Source organism: Pseudomonas donghuensis, assembly GCF_000259195.1.
Taxonomy (GTDB): domain Bacteria; phylum Pseudomonadota; class Gammaproteobacteria; order Pseudomonadales; family Pseudomonadaceae; genus Aquipseudomonas; species Aquipseudomonas donghuensis.
This window is the reverse complement of sequence record NZ_JH650766.1, coordinates 53,376-68,513: the sequence shown is the minus strand read 5'-3', so window position 1 is coordinate 68,513 and position 15,138 is coordinate 53,376. Positions and strand designations below refer to the sequence as shown.

General features: G+C 64.1%; 13 protein-coding genes and 1 pseudogene. 2 read left to right on the top strand and 12 right to left on the bottom strand.

The window, feature by feature from the left end; all coding sequences use genetic code 11:
- The 12 genes and pseudogenes from UW3_RS29585 to leuC form a co-directional block, all read right to left on the bottom strand.
- Positions 1 to 332, bottom strand: a pseudogene (locus UW3_RS29585) (SPOR domain-containing protein); the annotation flags it as partial.
- Positions 316 to 1,623 carry a bifunctional tetrahydrofolate synthase/dihydrofolate synthase gene (gene folC / locus UW3_RS0114710; RefSeq protein ID WP_010223262.1) on the bottom strand — a complete coding sequence of 436 codons (1,308 nt, stop codon included), beginning with the start codon at positions 1,621 to 1,623 and terminating at the stop codon, positions 316 to 318. The gene folC and the pseudogene UW3_RS29585, both read right to left, overlap by 17 nt.
- Positions 1,620 to 2,540 (bottom strand): acetyl-CoA carboxylase, carboxyltransferase subunit beta, encoded by a 921-nt coding sequence (gene accD / locus UW3_RS0114705; protein ID WP_010223261.1) that lies wholly within the window; start codon positions 2,538 to 2,540, stop codon positions 1,620 to 1,622. The genes folC and accD overlap by 4 nt, the downstream gene beginning before the upstream one ends.
- A 279-nt stretch (positions 2,541 to 2,819) precedes the next feature.
- On the bottom strand, positions 2,820 to 3,440 hold the full coding sequence (locus tag UW3_RS0114700) for a phosphoribosylanthranilate isomerase (RefSeq protein ID WP_010223260.1): 621 nt from the start codon (positions 3,438 to 3,440) through the stop codon (positions 2,820 to 2,822).
- Positions 3,441 to 3,501: 61 nt separating this feature from the next.
- On the bottom strand, positions 3,502 to 4,326 hold the full coding sequence (gene truA / locus UW3_RS0114695; protein WP_010223259.1) for a tRNA pseudouridine(38-40) synthase TruA: 825 nt from the start codon (positions 4,324 to 4,326) through the stop codon (positions 3,502 to 3,504).
- A 119-nt stretch (positions 4,327 to 4,445) separates the two neighbouring features.
- The gene (locus UW3_RS0114690; RefSeq protein ID WP_010223258.1) at positions 4,446 to 7,169 is read right to left on the bottom strand and encodes a motility hub landmark protein FimV; all 2,724 of its coding nucleotides are present in this window, start codon (positions 7,167 to 7,169) and stop codon (positions 4,446 to 4,448) included.
- A gap of 70 nt (positions 7,170 to 7,239) precedes the next feature.
- Positions 7,240 to 8,250, bottom strand: coding sequence for an aspartate-semialdehyde dehydrogenase (locus UW3_RS0114685; RefSeq protein ID WP_010223257.1), 1,011 nt, complete (start codon positions 8,248 to 8,250; stop codon positions 7,240 to 7,242).
- A gap of 202 nt (positions 8,251 to 8,452) precedes the next feature.
- Positions 8,453 to 9,565, bottom strand: a complete 1,113-nt coding sequence (gene asd, locus UW3_RS0114680; protein ID WP_010223256.1) for an aspartate-semialdehyde dehydrogenase — start codon at positions 9,563 to 9,565, stop codon at positions 8,453 to 8,455.
- Between the two features lie 68 nt (positions 9,566 to 9,633).
- Positions 9,634 to 10,716: a 3-isopropylmalate dehydrogenase gene (gene leuB, locus UW3_RS0114675; protein ID WP_010223255.1), complete on the bottom strand. Its 1,083-nt coding sequence runs from the start codon at positions 10,714 to 10,716 to the stop codon at positions 9,634 to 9,636.
- 53 nt (positions 10,717 to 10,769) lie between these two features.
- Positions 10,770 to 11,534, bottom strand: coding sequence for a class I SAM-dependent methyltransferase (locus tag UW3_RS0114670; RefSeq protein ID WP_010223254.1), 765 nt, complete (start codon positions 11,532 to 11,534; stop codon positions 10,770 to 10,772).
- 116 nt (positions 11,535 to 11,650) lie between these two features.
- Entirely contained in the window at positions 11,651 to 12,295 is a 645-nt protein-coding gene (leuD, locus tag UW3_RS0114665) for a 3-isopropylmalate dehydratase small subunit (RefSeq protein WP_010223253.1), read from the bottom strand.
- Positions 12,292 to 13,725 (bottom strand): 3-isopropylmalate dehydratase large subunit, encoded by a 1,434-nt coding sequence (leuC, locus tag UW3_RS0114660; RefSeq protein WP_010223252.1) that lies wholly within the window; start codon positions 13,723 to 13,725, stop codon positions 12,292 to 12,294. Before leuC ends, leuD begins: the two co-directional genes overlap by 4 nt.
- 130 nt (positions 13,726 to 13,855) lie before the next feature.
- Here leuC and UW3_RS0114655 point away from each other — a divergent pair, with 130 nt between their 5' ends.
- Together UW3_RS0114655 and UW3_RS29580 are read left to right on the top strand one after the other, a co-directional pair.
- Entirely contained in the window at positions 13,856 to 14,740 is an 885-nt protein-coding gene (locus UW3_RS0114655) for a LysR family transcriptional regulator (RefSeq protein ID WP_010223251.1), read from the top strand.
- 61 nt (positions 14,741 to 14,801) lie between these two features.
- Positions 14,802 to 15,138: PAS domain-containing protein (locus tag UW3_RS29580; protein ID WP_010223250.1), on the top strand; the 337-nt coding region annotated here is incomplete at its 3' end.

Genomic DNA, 15,138 nt, shown 5'->3' with positions numbered 1-15,138 from the left:
TGTGCGCCCCCAGCCGGTACAGCCGGGGCCGGGGTTGGCGCCGGCGTGGCACTTGGCACCGGGGCAATTGGCGCGCTGGGCGCCTGCGCCGGGGCAGCGGACTGCTCGACGATGACGGGCTCCTCAGGCAATACCTGCGGCTCCGGCACCTGCACCGGCTCCACCTGCACTTGCGGCAGGGTCGGTGCAGCCGGCGCCTCAGGGGCTTCGACGCGCACCTGGCGCATTTCATCTTCGCGGGAGAACAGCATCGGCAGGAAGATCACCGCCAGTGCCACCAGCACCAGCGCCCCGACCATGCGTTGCTTGACCACTTTATCCAGCAATGCCATTTGCCCCGTCCTCCGTGGCCTGCCGGTCGAGCCACTGCAAGGCTTCGCCGACACAGAAAAATGATCCGAACAGCAGGATTTCATCATCCGCCGTTGCCTGCGCGCACTGCCCTTCCAGAGCGGCAGCGACACTGGCGTAAGACTGCACCGCAGCGCCAAGGTTCGTCAGCGCCGCGTGCAGCTCGGCGACCGGCCGGCTGCGGGCGGTATCCAGCGGCGCCACGGCCCAGGCCTGAACCTGTTGCTGCAGCGGCTTGAGCACACCCTCGAGGTCCTTGTCGGCGAGCAGACCGAACACCGCCAGGCGCTTGCCCGGCAGCGGCCGGGCGGCCAGGCGCTGAGCCAGGTACTCGGCAGCATGCGGGTTGTGCCCGACATCCATGAGGATAGTCAACGCTTTGCCTTGCCAGGTAAAGGCCCGGCGATCAAGGCGGCCGACCATGCGTGTACTGCGCAGGGCCGCGGCGATTTGCCCGGCATCCCACGGCAGGTCGAGCAACAGGTAGGCCTGCAGCGCCAACGCGGCGTTTTCCATCGGCAGGTCGAGTAACGGCAGGTCCTGCAACTCGACCACCTCGCCGCGGGCATCGACCCCGCGCCACTGCCAGAACTGGTCGGTGCTGGCCAGGTCGAAGTCGCGGCCACGCAGGAACAGCGGGCTGTGCAAGGCGCGAGCCTTGTCCAGCAAGGGCTGTGGCGGATTGAGGTCGCCGCACAGGGCCGGCTTGCCTGCGCGGAAAATCCCGGCCTTCTCGAAGGCTACCGACTCGCGGGTATCCCCCAGGTAATCGCTATGATCGACACCGATGCTGGTCACCAGCGCCAGGTCGGCATCGACGATATTGACGGTATCCAGGCGCCCGCCCAGGCCGACTTCGAGCACCACGGCGTCCAGCGCCGCCTGCTTGAAGAGCCAGAACGCCGCCAGGGTGCCGGCTTCGAAGTAGGTCAGGGTAATTTCGCCACGGGCCGCCTCGACGGCGGCAAAGGCTTCGCACAGCTGCTCATCGCCGGCTTCAGCGCCGTCGATCTGCACCCGCTCGTTGTAACGCAGCAGGTGCGGCGAGCTGTAGACCCCGACCTTGAGACCCTGGGCGCGCAGTAACGCGGCCATGAAGGCGCAGGTCGAGCCCTTGCCGTTGGTGCCGGTCACGGTGATTACCCGTGGCGCCGGCTGGCCCAGCCCGAGCCGCGCAGCGACCTGTTGCGAACGCTCCAGGCCCATGTCGATGGCCGACGGATGCAACTGCTCGAGATAGGCGAGCCAGTCGCCAAGGGTACGTTGGGTCATACGGTGGCAGGCGCCGGCGGAACGACGAGCGGCTCGCTCACTGGAGCGACGAACTTCGGCGTCGGCAGGCCCATCATTTGCGCCAGCAAGCTGCCCAGGCGCTGACGCAGTTCCTGACGCGGGATGATCATGTCGATGGCACCGTGCTCGAGGAGGAACTCGCTGCGCTGGAAGCCTTCTGGCAGCTTCTCGCGTACGGTCTGCTCGATCACGCGCGGGCCGGCGAAGCCGATCAGCGCCTTGGGCTCACCGACGATAACGTCGCCGAGCATCGCCAGGCTGGCGGAAACGCCGCCGTAGACCGGGTCGGTCAGCACCGAGATGAACGGGATGCCTTCTTCGCGCAAGCGCGCCAGTACCGCCGAGGTCTTGGCCATCTGCATCAGCGAGATCAGCGCTTCCTGCATGCGCGCACCACCGGAGGCCGAGAAGCAGACCATCGGGCAGCGGTGTTCCAGGGCATAGTTGGCGGCACGCACGAAACGCTCGCCGACGATGGCGCCCATGGAGCCCCCCATGAAGGAGAATTCGAAGGCACTGACCACGACCGGCATGCCCAGCAGGGTACCGCTCATGGAGATCAGCGCGTCTTTTTCGCCGGTCTGCTTCTGCGCGGCAGTCAGGCGGTCCTTGTACTTCTTGCCATCGCGGAACTTCAGGCGATCGACCGGTTCCAGGTCGGCACCCAGCTCAACACGGCCTTCGGCGTCGAGGAAAATGTCGATACGGGCGCGGGCGCCAATACGCATGTGATGGTTGCACTTAGGGCAGACATCCAGGGTCTTTTCCAGCTCCGGACGATACAGCACGGCCTCGCAGGACGGGCACTTGTGCCACAGACCTTCAGGGACCGAACTCTTCTTCACCTCGGAACGCATGATCGAAGGGATCAGTTTGTCTACTAACCAGTTGCTCATGCTTTCTTTCTCCAGTAGCGGCGACCGGCAGGCTATGGCTGCCAGCTCGCGCGTATGCCCTTGAGCTCAATTCGTGTATGACGCGATGATGGTCCGGCTCCGGCGCCCGCCTGCAGAGAGCCACCCCGATACCGCACCATCGTCAACCTGTAAGGGCGACGCCAGTGGCGTCACCCGGTAATTTCGACCGGCCCATGGGCGCGATCCGGCAGCACCTGGCTGCGAAAGCTATGGACGATGGCGCGCGGCCAGCCGTCACATCCGCAGCATGCAGCGATTTCACGCCTGCTTGACCGCACGGATAAATGCCTCGATCCGTGCCGGGTCCTTGATGCCCTTGGCCTGCTCCACGCCCCCGCTGACATCCACCGCGTAAGGCCGCACCTGCTGGATGGCGTGCGCCACGTTCTCAGGCGACAAGCCACCGGCGAGGATGATCGGCTTGCTCAGTTGCGCAGGCACCAGCGACCAGTCGAAGGCCTCGCCGGTACCGCCTGGCACGCCGGCCACGTAGGTATCGAGAAGAATACCGCTGGCACCGCTGTAGAGCTTGCAGCTGGCCTCCAGGTCGTCGCCCGGGCGCACCCGCAATGCCTTGATCCATGGGCGGTTGAGACCTGCGCACTCGGCCGGGGTTTCATCGCCATGAAACTGCAGCAGGTCCAGCGGCACCGCTTCGAGGATTTCCGTCAGCTCACAGCGGCTGGCGTTGACGAACAGACCCACCGTGGTGACGAACGGCGGCAGTGCGGCGATGATCGCCCGCGCCTGCTGCACACTGACCGCCCGCGGGCTTTTGGCATAGAACACCAGGCCGATGGCATCGGCACCCGCCTCGGCTGCGGCCAGCGCATCCTCGATGCGGGTAATGCCGCAGATTTTGCTGCGAACGGCGCTCATGACCTGTGAACCTCAGCAGAAAGCGGAAAGTCCCGGATGTTAGCAAATGGCTTGCGGGCCGTCAGCCTGTCAATGTCTCATAGCCGGTCAGGAAGTGTGGGCCAATGTAACGCTCGGGCAGCTCGAACTCGTCGTGGTACTCGACCTGCACCAGGTACAGCCCGTACGGATGCGCGGTCACCCCGCCGGCGCGCCGCTCGCGGCTTTCCAGCACTTCCCTGGCCCACTCCGGCGGACGCTCGCCGGCGCCGATGGTCATCAGCACGCCGGCAATGTTGCGCACCATATGGTGGAGGAAGGCACTGGCGCGGATGTCGAGGACAATCATCTGGCCGTGGCGGGTAACGCGCAGGTGATGAAGATTCTTGATCGGCGACTTGGCCTGGCACTGGCCAGCGCGAAAGGCGCTGAAGTCGTGGGTGCCGACCAGGTACTCGGCGGCCAGGGCCATGCGCTCGACGTCCAGCGGCCGGTGGTTCCAGGTCACCTCTTCGCCCAGGTGCGCCGGGCGGATCTGGTCGTTGTAGATCACATAGCGGTAACGCCGGGCGATGGCCTTGAAGCGCGCATGGAAGTGCGCGGGCATTTCCTTGGCCCAGGACACGCTGATGTCATGGGGCAGGTTGATATTGGCGCCCATGGTCCAGCCCTTCATGCTGCGCACCGCCTGGGTGTCGAAATGCACCACCTGGCCACAGGCATGCACGCCCGCATCGGTGCGCCCGGCGCAGTGCAGGGTGACCGGCGAATCAGCCACCCGCGACAAGGCTTCTTCCAGGGTTTGCTGCACGCTCGCCACGCCACTGGCCTGGCGCTGCCAGCCGCGGTAGCGCGAGCCTTTGTACTCAACGCCCAAAGCAATACGAAAGAAGCCTTCGGCCGCCACTTCGGCAGCCGCGTTATCAATGATTTCCAAGGGATACAGCCTGTTGGTTTAGCAGATGGCGGTAATTATAACGACAACGGCAGCCACTTGGGCTGCCGTCGGCGGTACACAGGCTGAACTCAGACCAGGCGCGAGAGCAGCTCGTCGGCTTCCTGGCGCTGGGCATCGCTGCCGTCCTTGCGCACTTCATCGAGGATGTCGCGGGCGCCGTCATGGTCGCCCATGTCGATATAGGCCCGGGCCAGGTCAAGCTTGGTGGCCACTTCGTCGGCACCGCCGAGGTAGTCGAAATCATCGTCCAGGTCGTCGCTCAAGGCGGCGTCCGCTTCAGTGAAGTGCGCTTCGATCGATGGCTGCTCAAGGCTTTGCGACAACTTGTCGAGTTCGGCATTGACGTCATCGAGCTCCGAGGCAAAGTGCTTGTCCGCCTCCGAGTCGTCCAGCGACAGCGACAGGTCGAAGTCTTCCGGCAGGTCCAGCTCGCTCAGCGGGTCGAACTCCGGCATGGTTTCATCGAACGCCGCCAGCTCGGCGGCGACATCGACGTTCTCGCTGCTCGGCTGTGGCGCAGGCTCGTCGCTGGCGACATCGAGGTCAAAATCGGCCAGGTCGTCCAGGGCCTGCTCAGGCTGGGCAAGATGCTCTTCCAGCAAGGCGTCGAAGTCGGGTTGAGCGGGGCTGGTTTCGCCCGCGACTTCTGCCACCTGCGGCTCTTCAACGGCCAGCGAAGGCTCATCGAGCAGTGCCGGTTCGTCCAGTTCCAGGCCTTGCAGATCTTCCTCCAGGCTCAGGTCGAAAGCGCTGTCCAGGTCGTCTTCAGGCAACGGCTCAAGATCCGCCAGCGGCTCCTCAACGGCAGCCTCAGGCTCAACGACCGGCTCGGCCTCGAGCACAGGCTCGACTTCAGCAACCGGCTCGGCAAGCGCTTCGTCCTGCAGCAGCTCCTGGACGTACTGGGCGTCCAGTTCGGCCGCCAGCGCCGCAGCACTGACACCTGCGCCAGCGACTGCCAGCATGGCCGGGAAGCGGTTTTTCAGGGCTTCGACATCGGCATGGTTCTGGCCGGTGGCGATCAACTGGCGCTCGTGGCCGACAAAGCCATCCCGGTCGCCCTGACGGGCGTAGACTTCCATCAGCTTCAAGCGCAGGTCGCTGCGCTCCGGCGCGGCGGCAACCGCGGGCTCCAGTAGCTCGGCGGCGTGATTGAGGCGGCCACGGGCGATGTTCAGCTCCACTTCGTCGAGCAAGGTATCGCCGGTCGGTGCCGCAGCACTGGCCGCCGGGGCAACCAGCGGCGCGGCAATCGGGCCTTGCACCGGTGTGCTCGGCGCAGCTTGCGCAGGTTCAGGCGCAGGCTCTTCGGCAGGCAATGCGGCGGCTGTCGCCGCAGCAGCAGACGCGGCCACCACTGCCGGCGCCAGGGTAACGCTCGGCGGCACCACGTCCAGGCCTTCAAAGCTGCTTGGCGGCAGGTCCAGGTCTGCAGCGCGCTCGCCCTCCTCCGCCAGGGCCCGGGCCATGCGCAGGTGTTTTTCCGCTTCCTGGTCGGCCTTGCGCTTGCGGGCCAGCAACAGCAGCAAAAGCAACAGCACCAACACCGCGGAGCCGGCAATCAGCGCCAGCAGCAATGGGTTGCCGAGCAGATCGTCGAGCATTTTGTTCGAATCGGCCGGCGCCTGTTCGGCGACCGCAGGCTGCGCCGGGTCAACCGGTGCGGTATCGACCGCTGCCGGCGCTGGCGTGACTGCTGGCTGCGCAGGTGCCGGGGCCGGTTGCAGCTCGGCAGAGATCGCCGGTGGCTGGGTCGCGGCGGCTTCAGGCGCAGCGGCATCTGCGGCGCCCTGGGCCTCGAGCTTGGCCAACTGGTCGTTCTTCAGCGCAATCAGGCGCTGCAGTTTGTCCAGTTGGCTCTGCAGGTCGGCCATGCGGCCTTTGAGTTCTTCATTGTCGCGACGGCTGGTGTCCAGGCTTTCCTGGGCCATGGCCAATTTGTCGCTGAGGCCTTTGCTGCCCGCGGCGGCCTTGCTGCCGGGCGCGACCAGCTTGAGGTTGTCCTGATTGGCGATGCGCGCCGGCGCCGCCTCGGTGCCGCTGCGCCGGGTGGCGTCGAGCTGGCGCGCACGCGGGCCCAGGCGCCGGCCTTCGCGCCAGGCAGCGTACTGCTCGGCGACTTCGGTGACGGCCTGGGCCTGAGGAATACTGGTGATCTGCTGCTGATCGGGCAGGCGCAGGACCTGGCCGGTTTTCAGCAGGTTGATGTTGCCGTTGATGAAGGCATCCGGGTTCAACGCCTGGATGGCCAGCATCGTCTGCTGCACCGAACCACCCTGACGGGCTTTCGAGGCGATTTCCCACAGGGTATCGCGACGCACGGTGGTGTAGTTGGCTGCCGTCACCGCAGGTGCAACGCCCGCCGGCGCCGGTTGCCCGGCCGGTGTGTTGAACTTGGCCGGGTCGACCAGCACGCTGTAGTCGCGCAGCAGTCGACCGCTCGGCCACATGACTTGAACCAGGAACTTGACCATCGGCGCTGGCAGCGGTTGGCTCGAGGTCACCCGCAACACGCTCTTGCCGTTGGGGTTGATCACCGTGGTGAAGGTCAGGTCATTGAGAAACGCCTGGCGCTCGACACCGGCCTTGGCGAACTCCTCGGGCGGCGCCAGGCTCGGCGCCACTTCAGCCGCCGTCAGGTCGCGGACATCGAGCAGTTCGATCTCGGCATCCAGGGGTTGGTTCTGCGCTGACTTCAACGTCAGCTCGCCCAACCCGAGGGCATGCGCCATACCGGACGACAGCGCCGACGCCGCGGCAATTGCTAAGACCAGTTTGCGAATTCGAAGCATGACCTCTTCCTTTGAATGAACCTTCCCCGGCAACCGAGAACAAGTGGGGCAAATTGTCGGCAAGTATCTTTTACACAAGGCCTTTTATCAACAATTGCGCCAGCTGGACCGCGTTCAGGGCCGCGCCTTTGCGCACATTGTCGGTGGTCAGCCAGAGGTTGAGCTGCTCAGCCTCGTCGATTCCACCGCGTACCCGTCCAACATAGACCACGTCCTGGCCCACTGCGTCACCCACTGGCGTCGGATAATCGCCCTCCTCCACCAGCTCGATGCTGTCAGCGGCTTCCAGCGCGGCGTTGACCGCCGCCAGGTCGACCGGCGTACGGCTTTGCACGGACACACTGTAGCTATCGCCGAAAAACACCGGGACTTGAACGCAGCTCACGGAAATCTTCAGTGAAGGCAAGCCGAGCACCTCGCGCAACTCGCTGACCAGGCGGCGCTCCAGGGCGCCATGGCCTTCGGCATCGCTGGCGCCGACCTGGGCCAGCAGGTTGAAGGCCATCTGCCGGTCGAAGAAGCGTGGCTCCAGCGGCCGGGCATTGAGCAGCTCGGCAGTCTGCCGGGCCAGCTCGTTGACCGCCTCGCGCCCTTGGGCCGAGACTGCCAGGCACGCGGTAACGTTGATGCGCTCAAGCTCCAGCAAGCCCTTGAGTGGCGCCAAGGTGACCGCCAGGGCGATCGCGGCGGCGCTTGGGCTACTCAGTTGCAGCGGCGCCTTGAGGTTGTCGAGCACCGCCGGGTTGGCTTCTGGCACCACCGCCGGCGCCTGTTCGGCCGGCAGGCCGCCGGACAGGTCGATCACCGCACAACCGGCCGCCTGCGCCCGTGGCGCGAAGCTGCGGGTCACCGCCGGGCCGGCGGCAAAGAAAGCCAGCTTGACCTTGCTGAAGTCGAAGCTGTCGACCTCGCGCACGCGCAGGCTCTTGCTGCGAAACATCACGCCGCTGCCCGCCGATTCGTTGCTGGCCAGCAGGTGCAGGGTGCCGACCGGGAAATCGCATTCATCCAGAATTTGTACAAGGGTCTCACCGACTGTACCGGTGGCACCGATGACGGCGATATCAATAGGCTGGCTCATGGAAAAATCCTCTGCTGGAACGGCGGGAGCGGCACTTTACTTGGATTTGCCCTTGCAGTCTTGTGCAAGGCTGTATTGGGGCTGCTGCGCAGCCCATCGCTGGCAACGCCAGCTCCCACGAGAGGCCTCATAGCGGCCCCATGAAAAGCAAAAAAGCCCGCGCTGTTTCCAGCACGGGCTTTGATTCAACGCTGCGTAGCAATCAACGCTCCAGCAGGATCCGCAGCATGCGCCGCAGCGGCTCGGCCGCACCCCACAGCAGCTGGTCACCGACGGTGAAGGCGCCCAGGTACTGGGAGCCCATGTTCAGCTTGCGCAGGCGACCCACCGGGATGTTCAGCGTCCCAGTGACGTTGGTCGGGCTGAGCTCCTGCATGCTGATTTCACGCTGGTTCGGCACCAGTTTCACCCAAGGGTTGTGCTGGCTGATCATGCCTTCGATGTCGGCGATCGGCACGTCCTTGTTCAGCTTGATGGTCAGCGCCTGGCTGTGGCAACGCATGGCGCCGATGCGCACGCAAATACCGTCGACCGGGATCGGGCTCTTGAAGCGGCCGAGGATCTTGTTGGTCTCGGCCTGGGCCTTCCACTCTTCACGGCTCTGGCCGTTAGGCAGTTCCTTGTCGATCCACGGGATCAGGCTGCCAGCCAGCGGCACACCGAAGTTCTCGGTCGGGTAGGCTTCACTGCGCATGGCCTCGGCGACCTTGCGGTCGATGTCGAGGATGGCGCTGGCCGGGTTGGCCAGGTCATCGGCCACGGCGGCGTGGGTGGCACCCATCTGGCGGATCAGCTCACGCATGTTCTGCGCGCCGGCGCCGGAGGCTGCCTGATAGGTCATGGCGCTCATCCACTCGACCAGGCCCGCTTCGAACAGGCCGCCCAGGCCCATCAGCATCAGGCTGACGGTGCAGTTGCCGCCGATGTAGTTCTTGGTGCCCGCGTCGAGCTGCTGGTCGATGACCTTGCGGTTGACCGGGTCGAGGACGATGACCGCGTCATCCTGCATGCGCAGGCTGGAGGCGGCGTCGATCCAGTAGCCCTGCCAGCCGGCTTCGCGCAGCTTGGGGAAGACTTCGTTGGTGTAGTCGCCGCCCTGACAGGTCAGGATCACATCGAGGGTCTTGAGCTCTTCAATGCTGTAAGCGTCCTTGAGCGGAGCAATATCCTTGCCCACTGCCGGACCCTGGCCACCGACGTTGGAGGTGGTGAAGAACACCGGCTCGATCAGATCAAAATCCTGCTCTTCCAGCATCCGCTGCATGAGCACGGAACCGACCATACCGCGCCAACCGATCAGACCTACACGTTTCATCGCAACTACACCTTTGCTAAAAAGTGGGCCGCTGCTTCACAAGGAAAAACAGCAGCGGGCCCGAGAGATTACAGATTCCGCAGCGCTGCGACTACTGCGTCGCCCATTTCCTGCGTACCTACCTTGCTGCAACCGGCCGACCAGATGTCGCCGGTGCGCAGCCCCTGATCCAACACCAGGCTGACGGCCTTTTCAATGGCTTCGGCTGCCGCCTGCTGGTTGAAGCTGTAGCGCAGCATCATCGACACCGAAAGAATGGTCGCCAACGGGTTGGCAATGCCCTGGCCGGCGATGTCCGGTGCCGAGCCGTGGCAAGGCTCGTACATGCCTTTGTTGTCGGCATCCAGCGACGCTGATGGCAGCATGCCAATGGAGCCGGTGAGCATGGAAGCTTCATCCGACAGGATGTCGCCGAACATGTTGTCGGTGACCATCACATCGAACTGCTTGGGTGCACGCACCAGTTGCATGGCGGCGTTGTCGACGTACATGTGGCTGAGCTCGACATCCGGGTAGTCCTTGGCCACTTCCTCGACGATCTCGCGCCACAGCTGGCTGGAAGCCAGGACGTTGGCCTTGTCCACCGAGCAGAGCTTCTTGCCGCGCACGCGGGCCATGTCGAAACCGACCCGGGCGATACGGCGGATTTCGCTTTCGCTGTACGGCAGGGTGTCGTAGGCCTGGCGCTCACCGCCTTGCAGCTCGCGGGTGCCGCGTGGCGCGCCGAAGTAGATGCCGCCGGTCAGCTCACGAACGATGAGGATGTCCAGGCCCGCGACGATTTCCGGCTTGAGCGACGAGGCGTCGGCCAGTTGCGGGTAGAGGATCGCCGGGCGCAGGTTGGCGAACAGGCCCAGTTGTGAACGGATCTTCAGCAGGCCGCGCTCGGGGCGAATGTCGCGCTCGATCTTGTCCCACTTCGGCCCGCCAACGGCGCCGAGCAGCACTGCATCGGCCTTGCGTGCACGAGCCAGGGTCTCGTCGGCCAGGGGTACGCCGTGCTTGTCGATGGCGGCGCCACCGATCACGTCGTGCTCCAGGCTGAAGCCGAGCTGGAACTTGTCGTTGGCCAGCTCCAGAACCTTGACCGCCTCGGCCATGATTTCCGGACCAATGCCATCACCTGGAAGAATCAGAATCCGCTTGCTCATGCTTTCCTCTATTCAATTCAAGCGGCACGCCCTGTTGGCCTGCCGGAAAAAACCTAGCGTTCGGCCCAGAGCACCACGACATCGGTGCTGAACGAGCCGTCGGCTTCAATCTGGTAATACTGCCGTACTTCTTCGCCCATCGCCTGCTGCAATTGGCGAATGGCGCCACGCATCACTTCAGGGGTGCGCATGCGCTCGACCCAGGAGCTGTACTCCAGGCGCAGGCGCTGGCGGCTGTGGCTGCGGGTGAAGAGGCCGGCTTCGCTGACCTGTTGCAGCCATTCGCTGGCCGAATAATCGCGCACATGGCTGGTATCGCGCAGCACTTCGACGCTCTGCAGGTAGGTGTCGAGCAGCGGGCTGCCCGGCGACATCACGTCGATGAAGGCCGCCACGCCACCCGGCTTGAGCACCCGGCGCACTTCACGCAAGGCCAGGCCGAGGTCGCTCCAGTGGTGCGCCGAGTAGCGGCTGAAGACGAAATCGAAGGAAGCATCGGCGAACGGCAGACGCTCGGCGGCGCCGCGCTCGGTAACGATGTTCTCGAAGCCGCGTTCGGCAGCTGCGGCGGCAACCACGTCGAGCATCTGCTGCGACAGGTCATAGGCCACCACTTCACGCACCAGCGGGGCAACGTGGAAACTCACATGGCCGGCGCCACAGCCAAGGTCCAGCAGGCGTGCGCGGCCTTGGCCGGCAAGTTCGGCCTGCAACAAGGCAAACTCACTGCCCTGGGCATGCACGGCGCTGCTCAGGTAGGCACTGGCCTGTTCGCCGAACTGGCGCTGGACGACGTCCTTATGGGTGGTGCTGGTCATTGCGATCTCCTTGGCCTCATCGCTGGCAACGCCAGCTCCCACACAGGCTGTGGTGCTCACAGCACCTGTGGGAGCCAGTCTTGCCGGCGATGGCGTCAGCCGGTTCACCGTATTAGTCAGACGTCACGAAACAACCAGGGCTGGCTAGCCCGATGCTTGGCTTCAAAGGCGGCGATCGCATCGCCGTCCTGCAAGGTCAGGCCGATGTCATCCAGGCCGTTGAGCAGGCAGTGCTTGCGAAACGCGTCGATCTCGAAGCTCAGCACCTTGCCGTCCGGGCGGGTCACGGTCTGCGCCTGCAAGTCCACGTTCAACTGGTAGCCAGGCTCGGCTTCGACCTGCTTGAACAGCTCATCGACCTCTTGCTCGCTGAGGATGATCGGCAGCAAGCCGTTCTTGAAGCTGTTGTTGAAGAAGATGTCGGCGTAGCTCGGCGCGATGATGCTGCGAAAGCCGTATTCTTCCAGGGCCCAGGGCGCATGCTCGCGGCTCGAACCGCAACCGAAGTTCTCGCGGGCGAGCAATACGCTGGCCCCCTGGTAACGCGCGTGGTTGAGTATGAAATCCGGGTTCTGCGGGCGCTTGCTGTTGTCCTGGTACGGCTGGCCGACATCCAGGTAGCGCCATTCATCGAACAGGTTGGGGCCAAAGCCGGTGCGCTTGATCGACTTCAAGAATTGCTTGGGAATGATCTGGTCGGTGTCGACGTTGGCACGGTCCAATGGCGCGACAAGGCCAGTGTGCTGGGTAAAGGCTTTCATGCTGCGCTCCCTTGGATCAACTCACGTACATCGATAAAACGGCCGGTAACGGCGGCGGCGGCGGCCATTGCCGGGCTCACCAGGTGGGTACGACCACCGGCACCCTGGCGCCCTTCAAAGTTGCGATTGGAGGTGGAGGCGCAATGCTCGCCACTCTCCAGGCGGTCGGGGTTCATCGCCAGGCACATCGAGCAACCCGGTTCACGCCACTCAAAGCCCGCTTCGAGGAAAATCTTGTCCAGGCCTTCTTTTTCCGCCTGGGCTTTGACCAGGCCCGAGCCAGGCACCACGATCGCCTGCTTGATGGTCGCGGCCACCTTGCGGCCCTTGGCGATTTCGGCGGCGGCGCGCAGGTCTTCGATGCGCGAGTTGGTGCAGGAGCCGATGAACACCCGGTCAAGCTGGATGTCGGTGATCGCCTGGTTGGCGCTCAAGCCCATGTACTTCAAGGCCCGTTCGATCGAGCCACGCTTGACCAGGTCGGCTTCGGCAGCCGGGTCCGGCACGTGCTGGTCGACGGCCAGGACCATCTCCGGCGAGGTGCCCCAGCTGACCTGCGGCTTGATCTGCGCAGCGTCCAGCTCGATCACTGTGTCGAACACCGCATCGGCGTCGGACACCAGGTCTTTCCAGGCTTCGACCGCTTGTGCCCACTGCTCGCCTTTGGGCGCATACGGGCGGCCCTTGACGTACTCGACGGTTTTTTCATCGGTAGCCACCAGGCCAACCCGGGCACCGGCTTCGATGGACATGTTGCAGATGGTCATGCGGCCTTCGACCGACAACTCGCGAATGGCGCTGCCGGCAAATTCCATGGCATGGCCGTTGCCGCCTGCGGTACCGATCTTGCCGATCACGGCGAGGACGATGTCCTTGGCAGTGACGCCGAACGGCAATTTGCCTTCGACGCGCACCAGCATGTTCTTCATTTTCTTGGCCACCAGGCACTGGGTCGCGAGCACGTGCTCGACCTCGGAGGTGCCGATACCGTGGGCCAGGGCGCCGAAGGCACCGTGGGTCGAGGTGTGCGAATCGCCGCAGACCACGGTCATGCCCGGCAAGGTCGCGCCCTGCTCCGGGCCGATGACGTGGACGATGCCCTGACGCACGTCATTCATCTTGAATTCGACGATGCCATACTCGTCGCAGTTTTCATCGAGGGTCTGAACCTGCAAACGCGAAACCTGGTCGACAATGGCGTCGATACCGCCCTTGCGCTCAGGAGTGGTGGGCACGTTGTGATCAGGCGTGGCGATGTTGGCATCGATGCGCCAGGGTTTGCGATTGGCCAGGCGCAGGCCTTCGAAGGCTTGCGGCGACGTCACTTCGTGAATGATGTGACGGTCGATGTAGATCAGCGCCGAACCATCGTCGCGCTGCTTGACCAAATGCGAATCCCAGAGCTTGTCGTAAAGCGTTTTGCCGGCCATCAGACTGTTCCTCATCAGCGTCTTTCTATGCCAATAACCCCTTGGCTTGTACGGACGATGCTATGCCGGTAGATTGAATAACTCAAATTCATAATTTTTATGCTTTGGATAACCAAAAGGAATTCGAGTAGTGGACCTGGCCAACCTCAATGCCTTTATCGCGATCGCCGAGACCGGCAGCTTTTCCGGGGCCGGCGAACGCCTGCACCTGACCCAGCCGGCGATCAGCAAACGCATCGCCGGCCTTGAGCAGCAGCTGGATGTGCGCCTGTTCGACCGCCTGGGCCGCGAGGTCAACCTGACCGAGGCCGGCCGCGCCTTGCTGCCGCGCGCCTACCAGATACTCAATGTGCTGGACGACACCCGCCGGGCCCTGAGCAACCTCACCGGTGAAGTCAGCGGGCGCCTGACCCTGGCCACCAGCCATCACATCGGCCTGCACCGCCTGCCACCGCTATTAAGAGCCTTTACCCGCCAGTACCCGGCGGTGGCGCTGGACATCCAGTTTCTCGATTCAGAAGTAGCTTACGAAGAAATCCTCCATGGCCGAGCGGAAATTGCCGTAATCACCCTGGCCCCGGAGCCCCACCACCTGGTACGCGCCGTGCCGGTATGGGACGACCCGCTGGACTTCGTCGCCGCCCCCGAGCATCCACTGGCGCGCAAGGGCGCGGTGAGCCTGGCCGACATTGCCCACCATCCGGCGGTTTTTCCCGGCGGCAACACCTTCACACACCATATTGTCCAACGCCTGTTCGAAGCCCAGGGCCTGGCCCCGAACATCGCCATGAGCACCAACTACCTGGAAACTATCAAGATGATGGTTTCCATCGGCCTGGCATGGAGTGTGTTGCCACGTACTATGCTCGATGAGCAGGTTGCGCCCATCGCCTTGCCGGGCATACAGCTGTCGCGCCAGCTAGGCTACATTCTGCACACCGAGCGAACGTTATCGAATGCCGCCAGGGCCTTTATGGCACTGCTCGACAGCCAAGCAAGCCCCTTGAACCACTGAGGTAGCATCCGGGCAAGCCTGCCCGCTCAAGGACGCGTTATCTGCCAAAGGTCTGGTATCGATGCCCAAATCAGCAAACCGTTTTCCGCGCATGCCCCGAATTCATGCGGCGGACCCTCAGGAATCGGAGCAAACCTGGGAAAACGCCCCGCAACTGCTGGCGGCACTCAACGGTGCGCGCCTGGGTGCCTGGTTCTGGGATGTCGAGACCGGGCAGATCAGCTGGTCGCGCGGCACCCAGGCACTGTTCGGCTTCGATCCGCACCACCCACTGCCCAACGACCTGGACTACCTCGAACTGGTGCCCATGGAAGACCGCCCCCGTGCCCTGCAGGCATTTCATGCAGTGGTCAACGGCGAGCCGGTGGAGCAGGCCCTGCGCCATCGCATCCGTTGGC